24 protein-coding genes and 3 pseudogenes are annotated in these 24,707 nt (G+C 60.5%); 10 read left to right on the top strand and 17 right to left on the bottom strand.

Going from position 1 to position 24,707, the window contains the following annotated elements; genetic code table 11:
• Window positions 1–2: 2 nt before the first annotated feature.
• Window positions 3–569 carry an NADH-quinone oxidoreductase subunit I gene (locus WGT02_RS24410; RefSeq protein WP_024315508.1) on the top strand — a complete coding sequence of 189 codons (567 nt, stop codon included), beginning with the start codon at window positions 3–5 and terminating at the stop codon, window positions 567–569.
• 45 nt (window positions 570–614) lie between these two features.
• Window positions 615–1,055 carry a CBS domain-containing protein gene (locus WGT02_RS24405; RefSeq protein WP_024315509.1) on the top strand — a complete coding sequence of 147 codons (441 nt, stop codon included), beginning with the start codon at window positions 615–617 and terminating at the stop codon, window positions 1,053–1,055.
• On the opposite strand, the gene nuoG is transcribed toward WGT02_RS24405, so the two are convergent.
• The 16 genes from nuoG to WGT02_RS24325 form a co-directional block, all read right to left on the bottom strand.
• Window positions 1,049–3,685: an NADH-quinone oxidoreductase subunit NuoG gene (gene nuoG / locus WGT02_RS24400; RefSeq protein WP_208247142.1), complete on the bottom strand. Its 2,637-nt coding sequence runs from the start codon at window positions 3,683–3,685 to the stop codon at window positions 1,049–1,051. The two genes, WGT02_RS24405 and nuoG, sit on opposite strands and share 7 nt — an antisense overlap.
• Before the next feature lie 30 nt (window positions 3,686–3,715).
• Window positions 3,716–4,981 (bottom strand): NADH-quinone oxidoreductase subunit NuoF, encoded by a 1,266-nt coding sequence (gene nuoF / locus WGT02_RS24395; RefSeq protein WP_208247140.1) that lies wholly within the window; start codon window positions 4,979–4,981, stop codon window positions 3,716–3,718.
• Window positions 4,982–4,985: 4 nt separating this feature from the next.
• Window positions 4,986–5,501, bottom strand: coding sequence for an NADH-quinone oxidoreductase subunit NuoE (gene nuoE / locus WGT02_RS24390; RefSeq protein ID WP_208247137.1), 516 nt, complete (start codon window positions 5,499–5,501; stop codon window positions 4,986–4,988).
• A gap of 17 nt (window positions 5,502–5,518) precedes the next feature.
• Complete coding sequence (nuoD, locus tag WGT02_RS24385) at window positions 5,519–6,733, bottom strand: NADH dehydrogenase (quinone) subunit D (protein WP_024315513.1); 1,215 nt, start codon at window positions 6,731–6,733, stop codon at window positions 5,519–5,521.
• A gap of 1 nt (window position 6,734) precedes the next feature.
• The gene (locus WGT02_RS24380; RefSeq protein WP_024315514.1) at window positions 6,735–7,298 is read right to left on the bottom strand and encodes an NADH-quinone oxidoreductase subunit C; all 564 of its coding nucleotides are present in this window, start codon (window positions 7,296–7,298) and stop codon (window positions 6,735–6,737) included.
• On the bottom strand, window positions 7,295–7,798 hold the full coding sequence (locus WGT02_RS24375) for an NADH-quinone oxidoreductase subunit B family protein (protein WP_024315515.1): 504 nt from the start codon (window positions 7,796–7,798) through the stop codon (window positions 7,295–7,297). Before WGT02_RS24375 ends, WGT02_RS24380 begins: the two co-directional genes overlap by 4 nt.
• Window positions 7,786–8,151: an NADH-quinone oxidoreductase subunit A gene (locus WGT02_RS24370; RefSeq protein WP_024315516.1), complete on the bottom strand. Its 366-nt coding sequence runs from the start codon at window positions 8,149–8,151 to the stop codon at window positions 7,786–7,788. The genes WGT02_RS24375 and WGT02_RS24370 overlap by 13 nt, the downstream gene beginning before the upstream one ends.
• Window positions 8,152–8,311: 160 nt before the next feature.
• A complete protein-coding gene (locus tag WGT02_RS24365; protein WP_024315517.1) occupies window positions 8,312–9,751 on the bottom strand; it encodes an NADH-quinone oxidoreductase subunit N in 1,440 nt (479 codons plus the stop codon).
• Entirely contained in the window at window positions 9,748–11,223 is a 1,476-nt protein-coding gene (locus WGT02_RS24360) for an NADH-quinone oxidoreductase subunit M (RefSeq protein ID WP_024315518.1), read from the bottom strand. The genes WGT02_RS24365 and WGT02_RS24360 overlap by 4 nt, the downstream gene beginning before the upstream one ends.
• Before the next feature lie 9 nt (window positions 11,224–11,232).
• Window positions 11,233–12,993, bottom strand: a complete 1,761-nt coding sequence (locus tag WGT02_RS24355) for a Na(+)/H(+) antiporter subunit D (protein ID WP_208247135.1) — start codon at window positions 12,991–12,993, stop codon at window positions 11,233–11,235.
• Window positions 12,986–13,243 carry a hypothetical protein gene (locus tag WGT02_RS24350; protein WP_208247133.1) on the bottom strand — a complete coding sequence of 86 codons (258 nt, stop codon included), beginning with the start codon at window positions 13,241–13,243 and terminating at the stop codon, window positions 12,986–12,988. Before WGT02_RS24350 ends, WGT02_RS24355 begins: the two co-directional genes overlap by 8 nt.
• On the bottom strand, window positions 13,240–14,703 hold the full coding sequence (locus WGT02_RS24345) for a monovalent cation/H+ antiporter subunit D family protein (RefSeq protein ID WP_208247130.1): 1,464 nt from the start codon (window positions 14,701–14,703) through the stop codon (window positions 13,240–13,242). Before WGT02_RS24345 ends, WGT02_RS24350 begins: the two co-directional genes overlap by 4 nt.
• A gap of 4 nt (window positions 14,704–14,707) precedes the next feature.
• Window positions 14,708–15,010: an NADH-quinone oxidoreductase subunit NuoK gene (gene nuoK, locus WGT02_RS24340; RefSeq protein WP_024315522.1), complete on the bottom strand. Its 303-nt coding sequence runs from the start codon at window positions 15,008–15,010 to the stop codon at window positions 14,708–14,710.
• The gene (locus WGT02_RS24335) at window positions 15,010–15,510 is read right to left on the bottom strand and encodes an NADH-quinone oxidoreductase subunit J (protein ID WP_208247129.1); all 501 of its coding nucleotides are present in this window, start codon (window positions 15,508–15,510) and stop codon (window positions 15,010–15,012) included. The genes nuoK and WGT02_RS24335 overlap by 1 nt, the downstream gene beginning before the upstream one ends.
• A gap of 323 nt (window positions 15,511–15,833) precedes the next feature.
• The gene (locus WGT02_RS24330; RefSeq protein ID WP_225039963.1) at window positions 15,834–17,078 is read right to left on the bottom strand and encodes an alginate export family protein; all 1,245 of its coding nucleotides are present in this window, start codon (window positions 17,076–17,078) and stop codon (window positions 15,834–15,836) included.
• A 350-nt stretch (window positions 17,079–17,428) separates the two neighbouring features.
• On the bottom strand, window positions 17,429–19,234 hold the full coding sequence (locus WGT02_RS24325; protein WP_208247127.1) for an amidohydrolase: 1,806 nt from the start codon (window positions 19,232–19,234) through the stop codon (window positions 17,429–17,431).
• A 253-nt stretch (window positions 19,235–19,487) separates the two neighbouring features.
• Here WGT02_RS24325 and WGT02_RS24320 point away from each other — a divergent pair.
• A pseudogene (locus tag WGT02_RS24320) lies at window positions 19,488–20,358 on the top strand (LysR family transcriptional regulator).
• Here the strand turns inward: WGT02_RS24320 and WGT02_RS24315 are convergent.
• Window positions 20,359–20,529 (bottom strand): annotated as a pseudogene (locus WGT02_RS24315) (transposase); the annotation flags it as partial.
• 248 nt (window positions 20,530–20,777) lie between these two features.
• On the opposite strand from WGT02_RS24315, the gene WGT02_RS24310 reads away from it, so the two are divergent.
• From WGT02_RS24310 to WGT02_RS24280, 7 genes and pseudogenes are all read left to right on the top strand, one after another.
• Window positions 20,778–21,128 (top strand): MbcA/ParS/Xre antitoxin family protein, encoded by a 351-nt coding sequence (locus WGT02_RS24310; RefSeq protein ID WP_024315526.1) that lies wholly within the window; start codon window positions 20,778–20,780, stop codon window positions 21,126–21,128.
• Between the two features lie 9 nt (window positions 21,129–21,137).
• Window positions 21,138–21,641 (top strand): RES family NAD+ phosphorylase, encoded by a 504-nt coding sequence (locus WGT02_RS24305; RefSeq protein WP_024315527.1) that lies wholly within the window; start codon window positions 21,138–21,140, stop codon window positions 21,639–21,641.
• Window positions 21,642–21,916: 275 nt separating this feature from the next.
• A complete protein-coding gene (locus WGT02_RS24300) occupies window positions 21,917–22,357 on the top strand; it encodes a hypothetical protein (RefSeq protein WP_024315528.1) in 441 nt (146 codons plus the stop codon).
• A 57-nt stretch (window positions 22,358–22,414) separates the two neighbouring features.
• A pseudogene (locus WGT02_RS24295) lies at window positions 22,415–22,528 on the top strand (sarcosine oxidase subunit gamma); the annotation flags it as partial.
• Between the two features lie 243 nt (window positions 22,529–22,771).
• Window positions 22,772–22,981 (top strand): cold-shock protein, encoded by a 210-nt coding sequence (locus WGT02_RS24290; RefSeq protein WP_024315529.1) that lies wholly within the window; start codon window positions 22,772–22,774, stop codon window positions 22,979–22,981.
• A gap of 160 nt (window positions 22,982–23,141) precedes the next feature.
• The gene (locus WGT02_RS24285) at window positions 23,142–23,522 is read left to right on the top strand and encodes a DUF6481 family protein (protein ID WP_208247125.1); all 381 of its coding nucleotides are present in this window, start codon (window positions 23,142–23,144) and stop codon (window positions 23,520–23,522) included.
• Window positions 23,523–23,607: 85 nt separating this feature from the next.
• The gene (locus tag WGT02_RS24280; RefSeq protein ID WP_208247123.1) at window positions 23,608–24,648 is read left to right on the top strand and encodes a fatty acid desaturase; all 1,041 of its coding nucleotides are present in this window, start codon (window positions 23,608–23,610) and stop codon (window positions 24,646–24,648) included.
• Window positions 24,649–24,707 lie beyond the last annotated feature (59 nt).

Raw genomic sequence — 24,707 nt, 5'->3', positions numbered from 1 at the left:
CGATGTCGCGCGCACGAAACAGCATTGGGACATGGATCGGCTGGACGTTCTTCGCCGATCTGGCGAGCGGCTTGGCGCTGACCTTCAGCTACATGTTCTCCAGATCCGTGACCATGCAATATCCGGACAAGGAAAAATGGTTGCCCTACTCGCGTTACCGCGGGCATCACTTTCTGACGCGCGACGAAGAGGGCGAGATCAAATGCGTGGCCTGCGAACTCTGCGCGCGGATTTGTCCCTGTGACTGCATCGAAGTCGTCCCCTACGAGGACGAGAAGGGCAACCGTCATCCGGCAAAATTCGAGATCGACACGGCACGGTGTCTGTTCTGCGGCCTTTGCGAGGATGCCTGCCCGGCGGACGCGATCGCGCTTGGCCAGCAGTACGAATTCTCGAGTTTTTCCTCGCGTGACCTCGTGGTCGGACGTGACGATCTACTTAGCAAGCCGGGCAAGGCCGCGACCGGCGGCGGCGTGATTGCCGCGCGCCTGAACACCAAGAAGGACGTGCTCGTCGAGACGAAAGAAACGCAGGGCTACAACTGGTGGCGGAATATCCGGCGAACGTAAACGCGCACCAGCTGTCAAACCGCAGCGCGCAGACAGGAGGCTCAGATGTTTGTCGGCGAAATCATGAAGAACAAGGGTGTCGGTGTCATCGCGGTCAGTCGCAATCAGACGATGGTGGAAGTCTTGAGGCTGTTTCGCGACAACAATATCGGCTTCGTCGTCGTCAGCCAACCGAACGGCAAATACCTGGGTACATTATCGGAGCGGGACTGCTGCAATGCCGTGGCGGAATACGGCGCCGAGGCGGCGACGATGCGGGTCGTGGACATCATGAACCGCAATGTAGCGACCTGTTCGACACGGGATTTGCTGCCCGTCGCGATGGAGATCATGACGCAGCGGCGTACGCGTCATGTGCTGGTCATGGATGGGGACGACGTTGTCGGCGTGGTCAGCATCGGTGATGTGGTCAAACATAGGCTCGACGAAGCGCAGCTCACCGAGCAGGAGTTGCAGGATTATATCTGCGGGGCCAGATATCACTGACCAGACCCGTCAGGTTCGGGCGAGCGACCGGCGGTGTCTTCAGCGAGGGTCTCGGCTCCCGCCCAGGCTCCGGCGACAGTAGTGATCTCGACTGCCGCGCGCGCCTTTTGAACGTCCACCGGACATGGATACTCGCCCCGCCGCATCAGCCCATTGAGACGCAGGGCTCTGTAGTTTTCGGGAACGAACACGAGCCCCCGAGGAAAGCGCCTGTCGACCTTGAGCTTCGCCGTCAGTTCGCGCTGGGCGGATCGCACGACCACCTGATCGCCATCCGAGAGGCCAAGTTGTGCGGCGTCCCACGCACCCATCTCGACATAGGGGTCATCGGCGACCGTGTTGAGGATTTCCGAGCGCTCGGAAAGATATCCATTGTGGAACAGGCAGTTGCCAGTGACCAGCATCAGCCGGTCGGTTGCAATGGGCAGAGGCGGCGGGGCGAAAAAGGCGCCAACCGGCGGCGCAACAGCCGCCTTGGTGAATGCTCCGTCGGCGCCAAGCCCATCCTGGGTCAGGCCCACGTAAGCGGGAACCAGCCGGGCGATCTCGTCGAAAATCTCGGATTGAACCGATGGCAGCAGCGCGTGGCTTTGAAGTGCTGCGACAAAGTCGAAGATCTCCAGATTACCTCTTGCCTCGGCGACCGGCTCACGGAACTTGCAGACCCTCTGGGCCCGGCCTTCGTTGTTGGTAAAAGTGCCCGATTCCTCGCCATACGTCGCGGCCGGCAGCACCACGTCAGCCAGTCCTGCCGTATCCGTGAGGAACGCGTCCTGCACGATCAGGAGATCTGCGGCTGCAAGTGCGCGCTTAACGAACGCCCGGTCGGGATACGACATCAGGGGGTCGCTTCCGGCTATATAGAGCGCGCCCATCTGCCCCTGGTCGCAGAGTTCCAGCATGGCGTCGAAATCCGCGCCTGTCTCAGATGGGATCTCGGCGCGCCAGGCCCGCTCGAGAGTGGCGCGCGCCGCGCCATCGGCGAGCGCGGCAAGCCCCGGCAAGGCCGCCGGCAGAACCCCCATATCCCAGGCGCCCATCTGGTTGGCACGATCGAAGAGGAACTGCATCTTCGGGTCCTTGTCGAGCAGGCTGAGAACCTGCAAAAGGTTGTTAAGCTGCTGCAGGGCCGCGCGCGCGTGTGGTGAGCGAAGGACTTCGACGCTGACAAGCACGGTGACGCGCGCGCCCCCCAGAAGCGCCGTGACCAGAGGGTCCTGTTTCTCACCATGGGTGGCGGCGGGTTGCCAACCGGTTGTCGCGACGATGTCGGCAAGAACGTCTTCCGGCAGGTCCTCACCGGCCGCAGCCACGAGCGCGGCCACCACCGCGGCAAGGCTCGCGGCCTCACCGCCCGGCAAAACGCGAACGACTGCCCGTGCATCGGCCTCCAGGCGCGACGGCCGCGCCGAGAGCATGAGCAATCCGGTCTGGCGCCGGCGTGCACCATCGCGCAGGAGGTACTCGGTGACCGGGTTCTCCTCGGTCACGTTGCCGCCGACCACGAGCACGCAGGCATCGCCGATCACCTCTTGAAGCGGGGCGCGGGTGTAGAAGCCCGCCAGCAGCGGACCCAACGTCTCGACGGGCGTTGACCAGCGCGACGAGCAGTCAATATTGTTTGTCCGGAACACCGTGCGCATCAGCTTCTGGAACTGATAAAGCACCTCGTTGGGAAGACGCGGCGAGGCAAGCCCGCCCGCGGCCTTTTTCTCGACGCCCGACAGACGCTGACGCAGGTAGTTGCCCGCTTCGTCCCAAGAAACCGCAACGAGGGCGCCATCTCGGCGGACCATCGGCCGCTTGATCCGGCCCGGACTCGCGACGAAATCGAGTCCGAAGCGCCCCCGCACGCAGAGCGTTTCGCGGTTGAGCCCCTCGTCCCACTTCGAGCGGACCCGCATGAACTCGCCCTTGCGGGTGCCGACCGTCAGCTGGCAGCCGGTGCCGCAATGTTGGCAGACCGTGTCGGTCTCGTCGAGATCCCAGGGCCGCGCCTTGTAGCGATAAGGGAAGCTCATCAGCGCGCCGACTGGACAGACCTCGACGCAATTGCCGCATTGGTCGCAACTCGCAAGACTGCCCTCGAAGCCGGTCACGGCGGTGTCCATGCCTTTTTCGACCGTGCCCAAGGCGACCGCGCCGACCACCTCCTCGCACATCCGCACGCAGCGCTGGCACTGGATACAGCGGTTGACGTTCATGATGATGACCGGGCTGAGGCGGATGTCCTGGGAGTGGAACACACGTTTGGCATCACGAAACCCGCTTTCGCGCGGCCCATAAGCCATCACCTGGTTCTGCAGCTCGCACTCGCCGCCTTTATCGCATATCGGGCAGTCGAGCGGGTGGTTGGCGAGCAGCATGTCGAGCATGGACGAGCGCGTTTCCTCGATCAAAGGCGTATCTGTCCGCACCACCATGCCGTCCGTGACCACCGTGGCACAGGAGGGCTGCAAGCGCCGCTGCCCTTCGATCTCCACCAGACACATGCGGCACGAGGCGAGCGGCGGCAGCCGCTTCATGTAACAGAACGTCGGGATGTCGATGCCCAAACGCTCGGCGGCCTGCAGCACCGTAGAGCCAGCTTCCACTTCCAGCGTTTGTTCATCGATCGTGATGCTAACCATGGCCTCCTCGCGATCTTCTTCTCGCGCACCTCAATGAAACGGGCACCTGCGCTCTTCGATATGGGCGACGAATTCATCCTCGAAATGCTTCAGTGCTGCGCGCAGCCCCATAGCCGCGCCGTCGCCAAGAGCGCAGAACGTATTGCCGAAAATGCCCTTGCAGAGCGCCTGCAGCTGTTCCAGATCGCCAGGCGCCCCCTGCCCGGACTCGACCCGGCGCAGCACTTTCACGACCCAGTTCAGCCCTTCGCGGCAAGGCGTGCATTTGCCGCAGGACTCGTGGTGGAAGAACTCGATGATCCGGGTGGCGACCTTGACCATGCAGGTCTGGTCGTCGATCACGATGACCCCGGCCGAACCGAGCATTGAGCCGACGGCGGCAAGCGAATCAAAGTCCATCCCAACGTCCAGCCCGGACGCCGCGATGACCGGCGCCGAGACACCGCCGGGGATCACGGCCTTGATCTTGCGCCCCGGCAGCGGCCCGCCGCCATGGTCTTCGACCAGTTCGCGCAGCGGTATACCCATCGGCAGCTCGTAAAGGCCGGGTTTGCGCACCTGCCCGCTGAGGCAGTAGAGTTTCGGACCAGGGCTCTTGTTCGGGCCGATGCCGCGAAACCAGTCCGCGCCCCGCATCACAATATGCGGCACGCAAGCGAGCGTCTCGACGTTGTTAATGACCGTCGGGCTGGCGTAGAGCCCTTCGACCGCCGGGAACGGCGGCTTCAGGCGCGGCTGCGCCCGTTTGCCTTCGAGCGATTCGAGCATTGCGGTCTCCTCGCCGCAGATATAGGCACCGGCACCGCAGTGAATGTGTACGGCGAAATTGAAATCCGAGCCCAGAACGCGCGTTCCGAGAAAACCGCTTTCGTGAGCCTCGGCGATTGCCTGCTTGAGGCGACGAATCGCCGTCACATATTCTCCGCGGATATAAACATAGGCGGTTTCGGCCCCAATCGCGTAGGCGCTGACCGCCAGCCCTTCGATGAGCTGGTGCGGGTCGCGCTCCATGATGATCCGGTCCTTGAAGGTGCCCGGCTCGCCCTCATCGGCGTTGCAGCACAGATATTTCGGCCTGTCGGCCCGCTTCGGCACGAAACTCCATTTCATGCCGGTTGGAAATCCCGCACCGCCGCGACCGCGCAAGTTGGACCGTTTGATCAGATCGACGACCTCATCTGGTGTGTACTCGCGCAGCACCTTTTGCAGCGCCTGATAGCCGCCGCCGGCCTCGTACGTTGACAGCAAATGGCCATCCGGCATGTCTACATTTTTGAGAAGAACCGGCTCGAACATGGCGCTATTTCCCTGGCGGTCGCGTCGCGGCGTCGTCGACAACGCTCTTGACCCGGCCCACCGTCGCCCGGAGATCGTCCAGCAGCGCGTCGATCCGCGCCACATCAAGGTCGCCGTGGTAATCATCGCCGACCTGCAGCACCGGAGCCATCTCGCAGGCACCGAGGCACTCGACGGTCGAAAGCGTAAACAGCCCGTCCGGGGTGGTATCGCCCTTCTTGATCCCAAGCGCCGTTTCCAGATGCTCCAGCAGATCCTCACATCCGCACAGCATGCAGGAAACATTGTCACAGAGTTGCAGGTGGAATAGGCCCACCGGCTCGGTATGGAAGAGTGTGTAGAAGGTCGCCAGCTCGTAAACCCAGATGCGCTCAACGCCGAGAATGTCGGCGACCTCTTCCAGCACCGGGCCGGGCAGATGGCCGTGCTCCTCCTGGGCAATCAGGAGCGCGGGCATGATCGCCGAGCGCTGGTCCGGATAGCGCGCCGCCGCCTCTTCGATCTTTTGGCGCATAGTCATCGCATCCAATTCCCTTGTTACTTATCCACCTCCGCCATCACGGGGTCGAGGCTGCCGAGCACGGCGATCATGTCCGCCAGGTAGCGCGCGTTGGTGACCCCGAATAGGCCCTGAAGGTTGACGAAAGACGGTGCTCGCACCTTCATGCGGAACGGTTTCGGCGATCCGTCGCTAATGATGTAGAACCCCAGTTCACCCTTGGGCGCCTCGATCGCCGAGTAGACCTCGCCCTTGGGTACCTTGAAGCCGTAGGCCGACAGGTCGAAATGCTGGATCAAAGCTTCCATCGAGCAATGCACACGCTCCTTGTCCACCGGGAACGCGATCGTCGGCATGTCGATCTGGAATGGTCCCTCCGGCATCTGGTCGATGCATTGCTCGATAATCGCGATGCTTTCACGCATCTCGTCGACACGGCACCGCCAGCGTGCGTAGCAATCGCCCTCTTTGCGCGTGATGACATTGAAATCGAGCCGGTCGTAAATTTCGTAAGGTTCGTCGCGGCGGATATCCCAGTCGACCCCGGAGGCACGCAGGTTCGGGCCGCTGAGACCCAGATCGACAGCGTCTTCGCCGGAGATCACGCCGATCCCCTTCGTGCGGTGGAGGAACACCCTATTATCTTCGAGCAATCGCTCATAGTCGCGGATCCGGTTCGGGAAGATGTCGCAGAACTCCCTGATCTTGGGAAGGAAACCGTCAGGCAGATCCTCGCGTACGCCACCGACCCTGCAGAAGGACGTGTGCATTCTTGCACCGCTAATCATTTCGAGCAGGTCCATGATCATTTCGCGCTCGCGCATGACGTAAAGCAGCGCGGTCATTGCACCCAGATCCATCGGCAGCGCGCCGGTGATCAGGAGATGACCGGAGATCCGCGCCAGCTCAGCCATCATCACGCGTATGTACTGCGCCCGCACCGGTGCTTCTATGCCGAGGAGCTTCTCCACCGCCAGCGCAAACGCCAGGTTGTTCGACGGCGGGCAGAGATAATCGAGCCGATCGGTGAGCGGGAATATCTGGGTGTAGGTGAAACTCTCCGCGAGCTTTTCGGTGCCCCGGTGGAGGTAGCCGATATGCGGGTCCACGCGCTCGACGTACTCGCCGTCCAGTTCGAGGACGAGGCGAAGAACCCCATGAGTGCTGGGGTGCTGCGGGCCGAGGTTGAGAAGCACTTCCCTGGTCGTGAGCGCTTCCCCGTCCGGCCTGCTGAGCTCTGTGACTTCGGTCATCTCAATTTTCCGGCGTAGAACGGCCTCCTTGCGGAATGTCCCTGGTGGCGAGGTCGGGCTGTGTTGGCGGCGGACCTTCGGCCCCGAAGGGGTTCAGCTTGTCCTTGTAGCCCCTTAGGGGGAAATCCTTGCGCTGGGGAAAGCCCTCGAAGCCTTCCCACATGTAGATCCGGCGCAGATCGGGATGCCCCTCGAACCTGATGCCATACATGTCCCAGGCCTCGCGCTCATGCCAGTTGGCGGTGCGCCAGACCCCCGTCACCGAAGGGACATGCGGCGGATCACCAAGCCGGCACTTGATGCGAACCCGCCACTTGTTGGGTAGTGAATAGAGGTGATACACCGCCTCGAACCGCGGCGTGTCGGGATAATGATCAACCCCGCAGATGTCTGAAAGGAAGTTGAACTGCAGCGCCTCATGCTCTTTCAGGAACCGGCAGAACGCGACGATCTTCTCAGGTGGCACTGCAAAGACGTCAATGCCGTGCGCCGCGCCGAGATCCTCGATTGTTCCCTCGAAATGCTGCGTGATCAGAGCGCGATTGAGAGGCAACTCCACGCTCATGAGGCTGCAACCCGATCCAGAGGCGTCCCGGCCAGCGCGCGAGACCTCTTGATCTTCTCCTGAAGCAGCAGGAAGCCGTGCATCAGCGCCTCGGGCCGTGGCGGACAGCCGGGCACATGCACGTCGACCGGCACGAAGGTCTCTGACCCCTGCACCACGGCATAGGTGTTGTAGACCCCGCCCGAGATCGCACAGGTGCCCATTGCGATCACCCAGCGCGGCTCCGGCATCTGATCATAGAGCCGGCGCACGACGGGCGCGAACTTCCGGGTCACGGTGCCGGCGATAATCATCACATCGGACTGGCGCGGCGAAGGCCGGAACACCACGCCGAACCGGTCGAGATCGTAGCGCGCGCATCCCGCCGCGATCATCTCGATGGCGCAACAGGCAATGCCAAAGGTCTCGGGCCACAGCGCCGACGCCCGGCTCCAGCTGATGATACTGTCGGCCGTGGTAAACAGCACGCTGTCGCGGATCGCATTGTTTACGCCTCCCATTCCAGTGCTCCCTTCAGCCAGGCGTAGGCGAAACCCACAATTAGCAGCAACATGAAGACGAACATCTCGACGTAACCCACCAGACCGATGTCTTTCAGGACAACAGCCCAGGGAAAGAGAAACATGGTCTCGACATCAAAGACCACCAACAGGATCGCGAGCAGAAAGAACTGCACCCTGAAACGGCCCCCGGCGGCCTCGCCAGCCGGGTCCATGCCGCATTCATAGGGCATGTTCTTTTCGGGATAGGGATTGGACGGACGCAAAAGCGAGGAGACAAACAGCGTTGCCCCCGTCACCAGAACAATTCCGGCGATCATGAAAAGAACCGGCAGGAATTCCATTGCAGCCATAGTCATATCGCATTGCCCCGGTCACCCACCGAGAGCTTGTTCAGGCCGCCGCCGACCCCATTCGGAACCGGTAGTGCGGTCGCCCCGGGAAGCGACTTTGGCAATCCTTTCTTGCATTGTCAGTGTATTCCGTCGGGTGGATCATTGCAAATTCAATAGATCAGCCCCCAAACACCGCATGCTGAGCAAACCTCAAGAACCACGCCGGAAACAGGCCGATGCCGATCGTGCCGGCGGCGGTAAAGGCGAGCGTGGCGCGGACCAAGGGCGTCAGCGCGGGGTCGAACGCCCTGTTTGGCTCGCGCATGTAGATCACCATGGCGATGCGGATGTAGAAATAGGCGGCGACGACGCTCAGAAGCACTGCGATCACCGCCAGCATGACGAAACCTCGCTCGACGAGCGCCACAAGCACGTAGAACTTGGCGAAGAAACCGGCCGTCGGCGGAATACCGGCCAGCGAGAACAGGTAGAGCAGCATCAAAAGCGCCAGCCCGGGATGCGACTTTGCGAGACCCGCGTAGTCTTCGATGACCTCGCCCGAGAAATCGCCATTGCGCATCATGATGATGGTGCCGAAAATGCCGAGATTCATGAAAGAGTAGATCAGCAGGTAAAGCATCACGCTGGCGATCCCGTCCGCACCGCCGGCAACCACGCCAAAAAGGGCGAACCCGGCATGGGAAATGCTGGAATAAGCCAGGAGGCGCTTGAAATTATCCTGAACCAGCGCCACGAAACTGCCGAGCGCCATGGTCGCGACCGCAATCACCGCAACGATGATCCAGACATCCGAGGCTGCGACCAGCGGGTTGAGGAATACCCGCAAGATCACAGCGAAGCCCGCCGCCTTGGGACCGACAGACATGAAGGCAGTGATGGTCGTCGGCGCGCCTTCATAGGCGTCCGGCAGCCACATGTGGAACGGCACGGCGCCGACCTTGAAGACCAGCCCCGCGACGATGAAGACCACCGCCAGCAACAATGCGGGATCGAGCCGATCACCGGTCACCGCAGCAGCCATCCCGTCCAGTTGCGTCGTGCCGGTGAGCCCGTAGACCAGCGAAACGCCGTAAAGGAAAATCCCGGTCGAGACCGAGCCAAGGATCACGTATTTCAGCGCCGCTTCGTTCGACCGTTGCTCTTGGCGCAAGAAGCCGGTCAGCACATAGGTGCAGAGCACCGTCAGTTCGAGGCCCACATAGATCGACAGGAGGTCGGTCGCCGAGGCCATGATCATCATTCCCGAAAGCGCAAACAGCAGCAGGACATAATATTCGCTGTTCCCAATCCCTTCGATGTCGGCGTATTTTTGCGAAAGCAGGAGTGTCAGAACTGTAGCCAGATAAAAAACGAGCTTGAAGAAGACCGAGAAGCGGTCGACGACGAACATGCCGGCGTAGGCTGGCCGCACCTCGCCCGACAGCATGATTGTCCAAACGGCGGCAATCAGCACGACGGCGACGGACGCAAAGACAAGGAATTGTTCCTGCCCCTTGCGTACAAGCTGTCCCAGGATCAGAAGCATGCAGGCCCCCGTGACCACGACGATCTCGGGCAGGCTCGCGAGGATCGACTGGAGGAGCGCGGCGGCGGTCATTGGCCGCTCCCGTTGCCGTGCACCTGCACCATGAGATGCTTCACCGAGGCGTCGATGATGCCAAGAAAGGGTTTCGGATAGAAACCGACCCAAAGCACGAAGAGTGCCAGCGGCAGGATCGCAACCATCTCGCGGGCGTTGACGTCACGTATCTTGAAACGGGCGTTGACGCTGGCCGGACCGAGGGCAACCTTCCCATACATGCCAAGCAGATAGGCCGCGCCCAGTAGAGCACCCAAGACGGCTGCCGCGCCGACCGTCAGGTTGGCCGCAAACCCGCCCGAAAGCACGAGCAACTCTCCCACGAACGAGTTCGTTCCCGGCAGTGCCATCGATGACAGGGTGAACAGCGCAAGAAACGCGGTATAGACCGGCGCCGCCTTCATCAACCCGCCATAATCCGCCATGCTGCGCGTATGTGTCCGTTCGTAGATCAGACCGACCAACAGGAACAAGGCCCCCGTCGTTACGCCGTGATTGAACATTTGCAGGATGCCGCCCTCGAGCCCGCGCAGGTTCAACGCGAAAATCCCCAGCGTCACGAAGCCCATGTGGCTGATGCTGGAATAGGCCACCAGCTTCTTCAGGTCGTCCTGCGCCAGCGCAAGCAACCCACCATAGACGATCGCAAGCGCCGAAAGCGCCAGCATCAGCGTCGAATAATACACCGACGCCTCCGGCAGCATTGGCAAGGAAAACCGCAAGAATCCGTAGGCACCCATCTTCAGGAGCACTCCGGCGAGGATGATGCTGCCCGCTGTCGGCGCCTGCACATGGGCGTCCGGCAGCCAGGTGTGGACCGGGACCATCGGCACCTTGACCGCGAAGGCGACCAGGAAGGAAAAGAACAGCCACGACTGGATCCGGAACGGCAAATCCTGCGCTGTCAGGGCGAGGATGTCGAAGGTCTCGCCGCCGTTGAAATAGAGCACGATGACGCCGATCAGGAACAGGACGCTGCCCGCAAGCGTGTAGAGGAAGAACTTAAATGCCGCATAAACCCGGCCCTCGCCACCCCAGACGCCGATGATCAGGTACATCGGGATCAGCATCGCCTCCCAAAAGACGTAGAACAAGAACAGGTCGAGCGCACAGAACACCCCCAGCATCAGCGCCTGCATGACCAGCAGACTGACCATGAACTCTTTCACCTTGCGGTCGATTGCGACCCACGAGGCGAGCACGCAGATCGAGCCCAACAGCGCGGTCAGGAACACGAAGAGCGCGCTGATCCCGTCAACGCCAAGCGCATACGTGATCCCGAGCGCGGGCACCCACGGGTGCGTCTCTCTGAACTGCATCACGTGGGTCGTGGTGTCAAAGCTCGTCAGCATGGCGATGCACAGAGCAAGGTCGAGGAGGGTGGCGCAAAGCGCTGTCCACCGAACGGCATTGTCGCTGCGCAGAAACATCAGAACGGCTGCCCCGACGGCGGGGGTAAACACGATGAGGCTGAGGAGCGGCAACCCCATGGACATCCCCTACCGCCACGCCACGGCGAAGACGACGGTGGCGGCGATCAAACCGACGATCATCGCCAGCGCGTAATGGGTCACGACGCCGGTCTGGAGCCGCCGCAGCGCCCCGCCGCCGCGCAGGATCGAGCGGGCGAGGCCATTCACGATGGCGTCCACGCCGGCGAGATCGACCCGCAGTCCTGCCTGTGCCGCGCCATGCAGGAAGGGCAGCGCGGCGCTCTCGGACACATTGCTCACGGCCTTCTCGTAGCGTGCCAGCGGCTTTTCGGCGATCCACATGAAGCAACGCGCACCCTTGCGGTAGAACCAATCGGTATCGATGCTGATCGTGTTCTCGGGGTCGAGGGCCCTGAGGAACAGCACGAAGCCCAGTGCGGTAAACATCAGCAACCCGAGGCTCTCGGTGACATGGACGCCGGTGTAGGGTTCGAAATCGACTGGATAAGGCAAAAGCGCGTAGAGCGGCTGGGGGAAAACCCCGATGGCGATGCACAGCACCGCTGCCATCGCCATGGCAACCAGCATGTTGCGGGGTGGCTCGCGCGCCTCCAGTTTCCGGTCCGTGCCGAAAAACATGTAATAGGGGAGTTTCAGCCCCGTGTGCAGGAACGTCCCCGACGACGCCATCGTCAGCGCCAGCACCACCAGCGCGCGATGATCCTGTCCGGCAGCGGCTATCACCATCGACTTGGTGACGAAGCCCGAGAAGAATGGAAATGCCGAAATCGCAAAAGCGCCGACCATATAGAGCGCCACTGTCAGCGGCATGGCCTTGTAGAGCCCACCAAGCTCGGTGAGCTTGCGCCGGCCGGTCGCATGAATCACCGCCCCAGCGCCCATGAACAGGAGCGCCTTGTAGAGGATATGGGCGAAGGCATGGCCCGCGGCCCCGTTTACTGCCATCTCGGTCCCGATACCGACACCCGCCACCATATATCCCACCTGACTGACGATGTGATAGGCCAGGAGCCGCCGGCAGTCGTTCTCCAGCACCGCGTAGATCACGCCATAGAGCGCCATCGCGGTACCGAACCAGACCAGAAGCTCGGTGCCCGGAAACGCTCGCGCCAGCACATAGACGGCGGTCTTGGTGGTGAAGGCGCTCATGAACACCGCCCCCGTGACGGTCGCCTCGGGATAGGCGTCGGTCAGCCAGGCGTTGAGCGGCGGCACCGCGGCGTTGAGCATGAACCCGGCAAGGATCAGGTAAGCACCGACACCCATTTGCCCCACGATCGGGCCGAACAGCAGCGAGCCTGTCGTAAGCCCGTGGACAATGATGCCGCCAAGCAGGACGACGCCGCCGGTGATATGGACCATGAGATACCGGAACCCGGCGTTGATCGCTTGCCGGCCGCCCTGGACGAAGATGAGGTAGGCAGAGGCAAACGCCATGCCTTCCCAGAACAGGTAGAGCGTCAGGTAGTCGCCGGCGAACACGACGCCAAGCGCGCTGCCGACATAGACGAACGCAGCGACATGCTGGCCGGGGCGAGGCAGGTGCAGCGCGTAGACCGTTCCAATCAGCGCCATGATGGTGAAGACGGTGGCGAAGACGATGCTCAGCTTGTCGACCTTCGCGATCAGGATCTCCTGCCCGATGAACGACGCCGCACCGTAGTTGCCCGGCTGCATCGCCACGACGGCGAGGATCGCCAGCGCTGGAATGAGCAGCAGATAGAGCTTGCGGATCGATCCGCTCAGGAAAGGGATCGGCACAGCGCCGAGAATGAAGAGCATGGCGGGATGGACGAAGTCAGTCATAATAGTCCTCGCGTCGCATGAGCCCACCCTGATGGCCGAGGAACTTGGAAACGAAGATCAGTAGAATGCAGGATAAGAAGCCGTAGACGGCCGACCAGCCCGGCAGTTGGTCCCACAGGTATTCGGCGTGTTCGTCGCGCGGGACCAGAAAGTCGGCGATGACGATCACAACGAGCGCCAGATAGAACAGGCGGCGGCGCTGACTGGCATATACTTCGTCGCCAAAGAAATCGACCACGCGCTTTATCATCTGACAACTCCTTGTGCCAGGGCGAGGAAATAGTCTGGGAAGATGCCCATGGACACCGACAGGATGGCGGTCGCGATCAGCGGGATTGTTATCATCGGAATTTCACGGACCGTCACCGGGCTCTCCTTAACCTCCGTCCCGAAAAAGGCGACATAGCTGACCGGCAGAAAATAGGCGGCGTTCAGGACCGAGCTCGCCAGGAGCACGACCAGGAACGCGATTTGCCCCCCGTCCACCGAGCCCCAGGCCAGATACCATTTGCTGACGAAGCCCGCGGTTGGCGGCACCCCGATCATGCTCAGCGAGGCGACAAAAAATGCTCCCATCGTCCACGGCAGCCGGCGGCCGATACCGGCCATGTCGCTGATGTTGCGCTTGCCAGACGCGCAGAAGATCGATCCGGCGCAGAAAAACAGCGTGATCTTGGAGAATGCATGCGCCGCGATGTGGATGATCCCACCGACCATCGCGACTGGAGACAGTAAAACCGCGCCGAGCACGATGTAGGAGAGCTGGCTGACTGTCGAATAGGCGAGTCTCGCCTTTAAGTCGTCCCGCGTCAGCGCGTAGACCGAGGCCATGAGGATCGTGAACGAGACCAGATAGGCCGTGGCAATGCCGAGCCCCAGCCCGTCCACCAGCCTCGTGCCGAAAATGTCGAACACCACCCGCAGCACGCAGAACACGCCCATCTTGACCACGGCCACCGCATGCAAGAGCGCGCTGACCGGCGTCGGCGCCACCATCGCGGCAGGCAACCAAGCGTGCATCGGCATCACCGCGGCCTTGGCGAAGCCGAAGAGATAGCAGAAATAGACGACAGTCAGCAGCGCCGCCGAGGCATTGACCCCGGCCAGCAGCCCACCGGCGACAAAGTCGAGCGACCCCGCAATGTGGTAGGTCAGCGCCAACGCGGCGAGAAGCGCGCTTTTCGAGGCGCCCATCAAATAGACAAGGTACCTGCGGCTGCCCGTCCATGCCTCATCGTCCTCGTGATGGTAAACGAGCGGATAGGTAACGAGGCTGAGCATCTCGTAGAAGATCACCAGCGTGAACAGATTGGCGGCGAAAGCGCCGCCGGCGGCGGCCGCAAGACTGCTGGCGAAGCAGGCGAAGAACCGGGTCTGCGCGTGCTCGTTCAAATGCCGCATGTAGCCGATGGAATAGACCGCCGCCACGATCCACAGCAGCGACGAGACGGTGGCAAACACCATGCCAAGCGCATCGACCCGGAAAGCGAAGTCGATCCCCGGCAGGATCTCGAACAGGCGCAAATCGATGGTCCCGCCCGCCAGCACCGTGGGTGCCATCGAGGCGACAATTGCGAACATGACGATCGCCGCCATCGGCGAGACGACATCGCGGAGTTTCTCGCGGTTGTTCAAAAGGAGAATCGCAAGAGCCGCCAGACCTGGGACGGCAACGGCAAGCAGCGGCCGGATCGATATCACCGGGTCCAAACCGCTATCCTTTCATCATCGTCACATCGTCGACCTTGAGGGTGGATTTGTTCCTCACAAAGGCGACCAAGATGCCAAGGGCGACGGCAACCTCCGCCGCGGTGATTGCGATGACGAAGATCGCGAAGATCTGTCCACGGAAGTCGTCATACTGACGCCCAAAAGCGATGAAGTTGATGTTGACCGAGTTGAGCAGCAGCTCCAGCGACATCAGCACGACCAAAATATTGCGTCTGAGCAGTACGCCCGCCGCTCCGATCACGAACAGGATCACTCCGAGCACGATGTACCACGAGAGCGGAACCATCACCCCTGCTCCTTTCGCGCCAGCACGATGGCGCCGACCAAGGCCGCCAGCAAGATGATGGAGGCGGCTTCAAACGGCAGCAGGTAGTCAACGAATAGCGTCGTACTGAGTTGCCTGATCCCATCGCCGCCGCGCATGGCGGCGGGCTCGGCTACCGAAAAGCGCTCGCTCCGGACCACCAGCACGAGCATCTCAACCCCAAGCAGGACGAGCAACACCAGAGCCGGCAGATTGCCGCCCGGCAAGAACCGCTGCAACACCGCTTCGCGCACATCGATCATCATGATCACGAACAGGAACAGGACCATGATCGCGCCGACATAGACGAAGATCTGGATGACGGCGAGCAACGGCGCTTCGAGCAAGATGAAGATTGCAGAAATCTGCAAGAAACAAGCCATCAACGCCAATGCGCTGTGAACCGGGTTGCGCGCCACGACCACAGTCAGGGCCGCAATCACGGACACCGTCGCGAACAGAAGAAAGAACCCCTGACCCATCGGCGGACCCTCCCACGCAAGCTGTCACCCAGCGCGAGACGGCCGGATTTGAGATAGTTGCGCACTACAGGTGCATTTATAAATTGTGCCCTAGTCTCGGATTTTTCACAAGAATATTGTCATTGGTGGAGCAGGACCGGGGTGAAGCAGGACCGGGCCAATCCGAATGTGGCGAAAGCCGCTCGCGAGCGCGTGATGGCAGGCGAAACCCCATGTTTCGGTCTTTGACGATTCCGCGGAAAACAATCCGTGAGGTGTTGGCCGCCCGGGTTTACCGTGTCGGTTTGCCTCATTGACCAGGCGGCCGGCGCCGGCACCAGGCGCTACCTCTGCGGGTAGGAAATGATCGACAGGTAGCCGCGCGGCAGCATCACGAGCTCTTCCGGCCCCGTGCGGGGTATCGGCATCAAAAGACAGGCTATCGCCCGCAAGCATGGGAGGCCCCGCGATATGGCGATGCTCGGCAAGATCGAGATCTGCGGCAAGGATGCGGCGCAATTTCTCAACCGTGTTTGTTGTGGGCCGATCCTGGGCGACCAGCTTACATTCTGGAAGGTATAGCCAGTTCTCGCTCCCAGCGCCCAGGCCAAGATATCGGCCGAACCGACCTTCCCGACCTGGCCCATCGCTTCCACATCCCAGTCGAAACCGGCATGTTTGCCGGCCGAGCGGATATCGAGGATGTGCCTGCCCTCCTCACCCGACGCGGTGAGGAAATCGGCGGCCTTGCGTTGGTAGAGCGTGTAATAGGCGCAGGCCTCGATCGTCGGCGAAAGCTGCCGCTCGATACGTGCGCCGCTGAACAGCACATCGCTGCTTGAGCGATCATCAAAAGGATCATCATCCCGATACCCGACGGGCTGGCTGACAAGACCGTAGAAGCGCCATGCATCCGTCTCCCAACCGGCCCAGACCGCATCGAACGACTGGCGGACATTCGGCCCATCGCGCAACGACATGAAGCGCTCCAGGTCGAACGCGAAGTCTTGCCGACCGACCCTTGCACTGAACGTTCCGGCGTCAGTCTCGTGCGTATAGCCGATGAATGCGAGCCGAAGGTCAAATCGGTTTGCGTCGTTAGGGCCGACCACCGTCTTGTTAAAGGCTCGCACATCCTCGAACTGTGTAAACAGTTGCCAGTTTTCATTCAGGTGAACGTCGACGTGGAACTGCGCGCGCTGTAACCAATAGGAATCTCTGGGGTTCGCCGGCACGGTTCCGAACGCCGGCGCATCACTGACTTCGAAGATTTCGCGTAGATTGAGCCCTAACGAAATATAGCTGTCGGGATTGGAGGGAAACAACGGAATGTATTTGAGACTATCCAGCGGCTCATTCCGCAGTTTCGGATCCGCGAGAAGCGACCAGTCCTCCTGCGACCGGTCGGCTTTTATCGAGGGCCTCTCCTGCTCCAAGAGAAAATCATCCGCCGCCAGGGCTGACCGGCAGTTCCATTGAGCAAAGGCAAGGGCGGCAAGCGAAAGCAGGAGTGACCGCGCCTTGGATACGGACCGAAGACTGAGCGCTATTGAAAGACGCGAGGTGACACATCTCTGTCGGTCAATCATCTGCTCGCCTTTTCAGCCTTCGGCCCATAGCCACATCCTGTGTTAACTTTTCATGGGTGATCGCCGCCGTCCGCCACTGGCACGGCCAAGCACGAGGGCGTTTGAGACGAGATGATGAGGCTGGAACCAACGTGGCTCTTCGAGATGCCTCGTCCGAGGTCTCGTCAACCCTACTTTTAATCAGTGCGCGCTCGTGATCGTCGGCACTCGGGTGTTGAGCAGCTGCTGCTCCCACACATAGGCGATGGTGCTTCCGCCGCAGCAGGATACGGCCAGGCGGCGAAACCGGAGTCCAACGGGCTTCTGCAATGGGACTGTTGGGGAAAGCGGGGAGAACCTTTCAGCTGGGTTCATTTTTCCCCATGATAGCTGCCGAAGTATTTTACGGGTGACCAAGCCGGAAGGATCTCGGGCAGTTTTGGCGATAGAGCGCTATAGTCCTGCGCACCAAACACTACCTCTCCGTCCATGATAGTGAGCACAGAAGAGATGGATTTGATCTGATCTTCCGACACGGTGAAGTAATCCCTGTCGAGCACAACAAAGTCCGCCAGGTATCCAGGGGCGATTACGCCCATTTCGGATTCTGTATTCATGAACCACGCTGCACCATTGGTAAACAGTTTCAGCGCCTCGGTGCGGGATAGGCGATTGTCCTCGGCAAGAATTTCGGATCCGGACACAGACTTGCCAGATACCATCCAACTTATACCGACCCAAGGGTTGAACGTGGCTGCACGGAAGGCGTCGGTGGTCATGGCCAGCGGCATGCCGCTATCCACGAGCTTGCGCAGACGCGGGGTCTCCAGAGCCTTCTCGCGACCATGGGTTTTGATGAAACCATCGCCGTGCAGCGCCATTTTGGCGTCCAGGGCAATTCCGCCGCCCAGCTTTTTCACCCGATCGATGTTCTCCGGATTGATGGTCTCAGCGTGCTCGAGACTCCATTTCAGGCCATCGAGCGGGATCGTTTCGTTCACCTTCTCCAGAGCGTCGAGAAAGGGGGAGATGTTCTCGTTGTAGCTGACGTGCATGCGAAACGGGATACGCCGCTGGACCAGCTTCATCACATCCTGCTCGACGAAGCGCCGCATCTTCTCGGGCTCGATGATGACCGCCGGACGGTCGAAGTTCTCATGATCGTGCACTTCCCCGCTCAGAACCTCCCCGGCCCCTCGATATTCATGGCCATGTGCCAGGGTGGGGTGCAGGTTTTGTCCTGGACTTATCGCCGCCGTTTTCGTGATCGCCTCGAGTTCCAGATCCACCATGTTTACCGGCCCGCCGTCGCCCAGTTGCAAGTCCACAAAGGGCATGCGCACATTGAGGCGGTTGTCTCGTGCAAGCACGTCTACCCTCGTCTGGGCCTCCGGGTATGGCCACCTGCCGCCGTTATCGATGATCGAGGTCACGCCGAACCGGTTCAAACCGTGAATGCTATAGATCAACGAACTCACTTCTTCGTCGAACGTGGGCTGCGGCACCATGCTCTCGAGGGCGAGAAACAACCAAGTATAGCCGTGGACCACACCGGTCGGATTGCCGCGGCTGTCCTTTTCGAATTCGGTGTCCGGCAACTTTGGGAACCGATCGGTGCCCACGCCAAGTGCCTCCATCGCCTGCTTGTTCAAGAATGCGCGGTTGTAGGCATATTGCACGATCATGGGGCGATCGGGCACGGCCTTGTGCAGTTCGCCCAGCGTGGGAAAGCGGTTCTCCTCAAACTGGTAGGGGGACCAGCCTCCAATTACCTTGACCCATTGGCCCTCCGGCGTGCGTGCGGCCTGCTCACTCAGCATGGCCAATGCGCGACGCAGCGTCGGCACACCATCCCATCGAACATTGTAGTTATAGGCCAAGTCGTTGAGGACATGTATATGGGCATCGATGATGCCGGGGATGAGTCTGCGGCTGCGCGCATCAATCACCCTGGTCTCCGAATTTGTCAGACTGAGAATGTCCGCATCTAAGCCTACGGAATAAATGCGGCCTTCCTTGATGGCTAAAGCCGAAGCTTCGGGCTGCCCACGGTTGCCGGTGAAGATCTTTGCGTTGAAAACGATCAGATCAGCACCGGGCTGTTCCTGCGTCGTTTGTGCCTGAACCGCAGAGAAAGAAAAAGTTGTCACAAACGCAATGAATATTTTTCTGATCATTTTACCCTCGTTCGATTGATTTTTACGAATTGCGGTCATGCGCAAGGCGGCGCCTTACGGACGCGTGCGATGGACGACGAAGTGAGTTGAAGCCGTTAGAAAGATTATGGAATAAATCCTATATTGGCGGTTCGTGAGGCACGTTGCGAGGATGCCCTGATGGGAGAGTCAGCCGCGGCGAAGTTGTCATTGTCTTCTTTGCCTTGGTAGTCCTCGGTCGTGTGAAGCCGTGTTGCAAAATAAGGAACGTTTGGTGGAACTTGAGGATCTAAGAATATTTGTCGAAGTTGCTGATGCCGGCGGAGTATCGTCTGCAGCGCTGCGACTGGGCATCTCCAAGTCGATGGTCAGCCGGCGGATCACCAGGCTTGAGGCGGAACTCGGCGCACAGCTATTTGCAAGGACGACCACGTGGTATCGCGCTCACGGAAGCAGGTTGTACATTCAGAGATTACGCAGCACGGGTTTCTGCTGACTTGGATGTGGTGCGCGAAACGATCCTGCCCGCCGGTGAGCTTCGAGGCCGCATGCGCGTAGCCGCGCCACTGTCATTTGGCCCGACCTATTTTGCTCCCGTCCTCTCCCAGATGGCTAGCCGACACCCGCAACTACAAATCCTTTCTTCCTATACTGATCGCTTCGTAGATCTCGTGGGAGAGGGTTTTGATTGCGCAATTCGGCTGGGGCATCTGTCGGACTCGAACCTCGTCGCACGACGCATCGGACCGATCTTTGGCAAGCTGGTTGCGAGTCCTGCCTACATCGAGGCTCACGGTGCCCCAGAAGCACCGGACGAGATTGTGAATCACCAAGTCGTTATGCGGGACGCCGAGACGTGGCAATTCATGGATGGCGACGAGATTGTCACGGTGCGTCCCCAGGGACGCTTCATAGCTGATAACGCAATGTCCCTCGTAGCCGCCGCTCTGGATGGAGTCGGGGTCGCCTATCTGCCAGAACCGCTGGTCGCGGAGCATATTTGTTCGGGTGCACTGGTGCCAATCATGACGCGTCATCCGATTCCGCCAGCCGGCATCTTCGTCGTGAGGCCGCCCGGCCAGTATCCCTCTCGAAAAGTGCGAACCCTCACTGAGATGCTTATCGAACGATTTGGAACTCGTTAATCACAGCCAGAAGATGACGGAAGCTGCGATACAGGTTGCCGAGAAGAAGGTGTGGGCACATCGGCCATAACGGGTTGCCATGCGCCTCCAATCCTTGAGTTTGGCGAACAGGTTCTCGACCTTGTGTCTGCGACGATAGAGAGCTTTGTCGTAGACGGATGGTTTCTTCCGGCTTTTTGAGGACGGGATGGAGGGCTCGATTCCCCGCTGACCAAGCAGGGCTCGAAGCTCTGCAAAGGACGAGGGGGACGGGATTACCGGCAGGCCGCGGTTGAGCGCAAGCGCCGTTGTCTGGCCGATCTGTAACCAGCTCTTTCCCCTTCCTCCTTCCGCATTGGCCTCTTATCGGATTGAACACCGCTGTTTCTGACGCTATATATCGTCAGTGAGATTGGCATTCTGGAACGAAGGCAAGAGAAATGGGACTCGCTCAATATGCGGATAACGGGCTGTTTGCGCCGCGCAAAATCGCGGACGTTTTCCGCACGACCAGCGAAGAAATCGCCCGCACCGCCGGACTCGGCAAGGACGCGATCCAGCGCAAGGACCGTATCCGCTCCGGCAAGACCCAGCGTCGCCTGCGCGAGATGATCGAGGTCGTCAACAAGGTCGAGCCGCGCTTCGGCTCGGGACTGATGGCCTATGCGTGGTATCGCTCCGAGCCCCTGCCCGGTTTCTCGGGCCAGACCGCCATGCAACTGGTGCGCGATGGCCGTGCGGATGAGGTGCTCGACTATATTGACGCGGTCGACGCCGGCATCCACGCGTAGCCCCAGCTGATGCGATATGAAGGTAAGCTCTATCGGGCACTGAACCCGATATATGCTCGCCAGCCACTCTCGGGCCGGGGAGCCGAACTCTATGGCGGAAGGTTCAACCCAAAGGGAATGCCGGCGCTCTACACGTCGCTATCAGTGATGACTGCGTTGCGCGAGGCCAATCAGGTCGGCAACCTGCAGCCGACAACGCTCGTCTCCTATGACGCTGCTTTCGAGAGCGTCTACGACAGTCGCGACGAAGATGCGCTTCAGGCCAAAGGAATGGATGCCGCCGCGATTTCAGACCCGACATGGCGCGATCAGATGAAGGCAAGCGGCGAGGCCAGAACGCGAGACTTCGCCAGGCGGCTGGCCGCCGGCGGCTATCATGGTCTGCTCGTTAGAAGCTTCGCCCCGGGCGCGACGCGGGAGGATCTGAACCTCGTTCTTTGGGAATGGACTGAGCGCGCGCCAGCACGACTGATCGTGATTGACGACGAGAACCGCCTGGGTCAAGGGGAATAGCCTGCTCGGCGATATCATCTTGTCGTGGGCTTAATGGTTGGAAAGATAAGTGGTCGGCTGACCACGCCGACCGTCAGCTGTGGAACCATCGTTTTCCACCGTCGTTGGCAGCGGCCGCTTTGCCAGGGAATTATGTCCCTCCTCGTCTTTCTCGCAGTCGGATTCAGTCCGCGTGCTTGGAACTAATGACGGGCCAGACTGTTGAGCTATCACGTTGATCCGACGGTGACGTGGCCGGCCGGCTGGGTAAGTGGCGATTTTGAGGAGTTCTCATCATGAAGATTTCGTCCAGATTTCGTTCAGTCGCGGCTGCGGTTATCGCTGCAGCAGGAATCAGCGTTGCCGGCTCCGCGCATGCCGACAGCGGTACGATCAGCTTCTCAGTCTACAAGGCTGCCTTCTTTGTGGGTGGTTCTGGAGGCGAGGGCACGCTGACCTTCCATGGTCGCCGCTATCCCATCTCTGTCGGCGGCATCTCGGGCGGCCTCGCTTTCGGGGCTTCTAAGACCTATTTCCAAGGTACCGTTCGACACATTCGCCGCGCCCGAGATGTGACGGGGGTCTACGGGGCGGCGGGCGGTGGCGGCGCGGTCGGCAAAGGGGCACAGGTGATCGTCATGACCAATGACAAGGGCGCCCAACTCGAACTCTCAGGCAAGCAGGTAGGCTTGCAAGTCAACGCCGATCTCAGCGGCATTGCCATCACGGTGAAGTAAGGGCCGCCCTTGGTCTCCTCATCGGTGTGTCGAGGTCAAGCGCTGTCGCGCCAACGCTTGATCGGCCACATCACGCGGGTCGATGAAGACGCCTTCGAAATCATCGTACTGCGCGGCTTCGCCGAAAACCTGTGGGACGACCTTGCCCGCATGTACGCCGAATACGTGTGACGCGGGAGCGAACCTATTACAGTCATCATCGACGGCAAGCAGCTAGCCGCCGCGACCACGACAGCTGGAGGAAGGTTGACGCCCCTGGCTCCCCCATGTATTAGAGCGCATCGATACTTTGTTTTGCCGATATTTGTTGTTGCTGCGCTTGCCGCTTCGTAACGAACTTCCCCTCTCAAAAGTCGAAAACTAGCCGCTGTGCGTCGCCCAGCGGTGATCAACGTTGCTATGAAAGGGTTTGTGATGACCGCTGGCACAGTTAAATGGTTCAATGCCACGAAGGGCTTTGGCTTCATTCAGCCCGACGACGGCAGTGCGGATGTGTTCGTTCACATTTCTGCTGTTGAGCGGGCCGGATTGGACTCGATCGTCGAAGGACAGAAGCTCGGCTACGAGGTCGAGCGCGACCAGAAGTCGGGCAGGATGTCCGCCGGCCAGCTCCAGGCCGCATGAGCTTAGGGGCGTGTCATGACCGCGGATGTACCGGCATGGCGGGCCACGAGTTGAGAAGGTCAGGCGCATGCCTGGCCTTTTTTTCGTCGTAAGGCCCGTTGAACCGCGACGAATGCCCTTTTCTGTTCCCGACCTTTGAAAATCAAACTAGGAAGACACGTTGAGACACAAAAGCGACAATGGCTTTGCCGAACGGCGGAATTCTGCGGCGGAAGCCAAAAAGCAGCTTCTGACGAAGTTTGCGTCTGCCCCGAAATCGACAGATCCCGCGATGCGGGAACGACTTGCTGCACGCGAAGCGATCGCTGCCGCCAGACAAGTGCGTCGCGCCGACCGCGAAGCATCAAAGAAGGCGGAACGCGAGCGTGTTTTGATGGAAGCGGCGGCACTGGCGGCTGCTGCAAAAGCCAACGAACGGGCCGAGGCAGAAGCCCGGCAAGCCGTTATCAACGATCAAATGTCTCGGGATGTCGTCGATGAGGCGGCCCGCAAGGCGGAACGTGACCGTCGATACGCGGCACGTAAGGCCCGTAGAGCCTGACATTTTTCAAGGCAGGCCGAAGCCGGCAAATTACGCGAAGCTGCGGCGGCGCTGCGGCCGGAGGCCAGAAAGACGGATCGAGTTCATGGAAAGCAGTGTCTACATGCCTGCCGAGTCTACTGAGGATAATGTTCGAGCGTGGCTGAAGGTTCTTTCCAGATACCGCCAGCCTCGCATCGGGCGGAGCGGTTTTGAGCTTCTGGTTACGGTCGTCCCGTTCGCCGCCTTTTGGGCTTGCGCGTCCATTTCGCTCTTCCAAGGATTCTGGCTCGGACTGATATCGGTCGTTCCGGCGTCCGCGTTTCTATTACGGCTTTTCATGATTCAACACGATTGCGGGCACGGCTCGTTCTTCGCCCGCAGGCGTCTCGACGACTGGACAGGGCGCGCCATTGGTGTTTTGACGCTGACCCCCTATGACTACTGGCGGCGGGCGCATGCCGCCCATCACGCATCAGCAGGAAATCTCGACGAGCGGGGCACAGGCGACATCACCACGCTGACGGTCGCCGAGTATCGATCTCTCCCGCGCCTAAAGCGGCTCGGCTATCGCCTTTACCGGCATCCGCTGGTGATGTTCGGCATCGGCCCCGCCTGGCTCTTCCTTTTCAAGCAGCGCTTGCCCTTCGGGATGATGGCCGATGGTCCGTTGCCGTGGATCTCCACAATGGCGACCAATCTCGCGATCACCGCCCTGGCGCTCGCCATGATATGGGCTGTCGGACCTGTTCCCTTTCTCGCGATCCACCTCCCGATCGTGACGTTGGCGGGAGCGGCGGGTGTGTGGCTCTTTTACGTTCAGCACCAGTTCGAGGAAACTCACTGGTCGAAAGGCAAGGCGTGGCGATTTGCCGAAGCCGCACTCCACGGCGCGTCCCACTACGATCTGCCGCCGGCGCTCCGATGGATCACCGGCAATATCGGCATCCACCACGTTCATCACCTGTCGAGCAGAATCCCCTACTACCGGCTTCCTGAAGTATTGCGCGACCACCCTCAACTGGCAGACATCGGCCGCATAACACTATGGGAGAGCCTGCAATGTGTCAGGCTCGTGCTGTGGGATGAAACGAGGGGGAAGCTGATATCCTTCCGCGAAGCATCCGAAGCAACATCGAACCCTTAATTCAGGAAATCTGAGCAGACCGCCCGTGTAAATCGCGGCGCGTCAACCGCATTCACACT

It is taken from the genome of Rhizobium sp. T1470 (genome assembly GCF_042140505.1).
GTDB classification, from domain to species: Bacteria; Pseudomonadota; Alphaproteobacteria; order Rhizobiales; family Rhizobiaceae; genus Rhizobium; species Rhizobium favelukesii.
Note: the sequence above shows the minus strand (reverse complement) of the source record. Positions and strands in the feature narration are given on the sequence as shown.

Bases quoted from the DNA above. Each gene is read 5' to 3' on its own strand.
- nuoD (WP_024315513.1), bottom strand. From the start codon at position 6,733: ATGACCGAAGTCACAGAGCTCAGCAGGCCGGACGGGGAAGCGCTCACG.
- WGT02_RS24375 (WP_024315515.1), bottom strand. From the start codon at position 7,798: ATGGGAGGCGTAAACAATGCGATCCGCGACAGCGTGCTGTTTACCACG.
- nuoF (WP_208247140.1), bottom strand. From the start codon at position 4,981: ATGTTCGAGCCGGTTCTTCTCAAAAATGTAGACATGCCGGATGGCCAT.
- nuoG (WP_208247142.1), bottom strand. From the start codon at position 3,685: ATGGTTAGCATCACGATCGATGAACAAACGCTGGAAGTGGAAGCTGGC.
- WGT02_RS24365 (WP_024315517.1), bottom strand. From the start codon at position 9,751: ATGACCGCCGCCGCGCTCCTCCAGTCGATCCTCGCGAGCCTGCCCGAG.
- WGT02_RS24330 (WP_225039963.1), bottom strand. From the start codon at position 17,078: ATGATTGACCGACAGAGATGTGTCACCTCGCGTCTTTCAATAGCGCTC.
- WGT02_RS24355 (WP_208247135.1), bottom strand. From the start codon at position 12,993: ATGACTGACTTCGTCCATCCCGCCATGCTCTTCATTCTCGGCGCTGTG.
- WGT02_RS24405 (WP_024315509.1), top strand. From the start codon at position 615: ATGTTTGTCGGCGAAATCATGAAGAACAAGGGTGTCGGTGTCATCGCG.
- WGT02_RS24290 (WP_024315529.1), top strand. From the start codon at position 22,772: ATGACCGCTGGCACAGTTAAATGGTTCAATGCCACGAAGGGCTTTGGC.
- WGT02_RS24410 (WP_024315508.1), top strand. From the start codon at position 3: ATGTCGCGCGCACGAAACAGCATTGGGACATGGATCGGCTGGACGTTC.
- WGT02_RS24280 (WP_208247123.1), top strand. From the start codon at position 23,608: ATGGAAAGCAGTGTCTACATGCCTGCCGAGTCTACTGAGGATAATGTT.
- nuoK (WP_024315522.1), bottom strand. From the start codon at position 15,010: ATGGTTCCGCTCTCGTGGTACATCGTGCTCGGAGTGATCCTGTTCGTG.
- nuoE (WP_208247137.1), bottom strand. From the start codon at position 5,501: ATGACTATGCGCCAAAAGATCGAAGAGGCGGCGGCGCGCTATCCGGAC.
- WGT02_RS24360 (WP_024315518.1), bottom strand. From the start codon at position 11,223: ATGGGGTTGCCGCTCCTCAGCCTCATCGTGTTTACCCCCGCCGTCGGG.
- WGT02_RS24380 (WP_024315514.1), bottom strand. From the start codon at position 7,298: ATGAGCGTGGAGTTGCCTCTCAATCGCGCTCTGATCACGCAGCATTTC.
- WGT02_RS24350 (WP_208247133.1), bottom strand. From the start codon at position 13,243: ATGATAAAGCGCGTGGTCGATTTCTTTGGCGACGAAGTATATGCCAGT.
- WGT02_RS24300 (WP_024315528.1), top strand. From the start codon at position 21,917: ATGAAGATTTCGTCCAGATTTCGTTCAGTCGCGGCTGCGGTTATCGCT.
- WGT02_RS24325 (WP_208247127.1), bottom strand. From the start codon at position 19,234: ATGATCAGAAAAATATTCATTGCGTTTGTGACAACTTTTTCTTTCTCT.
- WGT02_RS24335 (WP_208247129.1), bottom strand. From the start codon at position 15,510: ATGGGTCAGGGGTTCTTTCTTCTGTTCGCGACGGTGTCCGTGATTGCG.
- WGT02_RS24370 (WP_024315516.1), bottom strand. From the start codon at position 8,151: ATGGCTGCAATGGAATTCCTGCCGGTTCTTTTCATGATCGCCGGAATT.
- WGT02_RS24310 (WP_024315526.1), top strand. From the start codon at position 20,778: ATGGGACTCGCTCAATATGCGGATAACGGGCTGTTTGCGCCGCGCAAA.
- WGT02_RS24305 (WP_024315527.1), top strand. From the start codon at position 21,138: ATGCGATATGAAGGTAAGCTCTATCGGGCACTGAACCCGATATATGCT.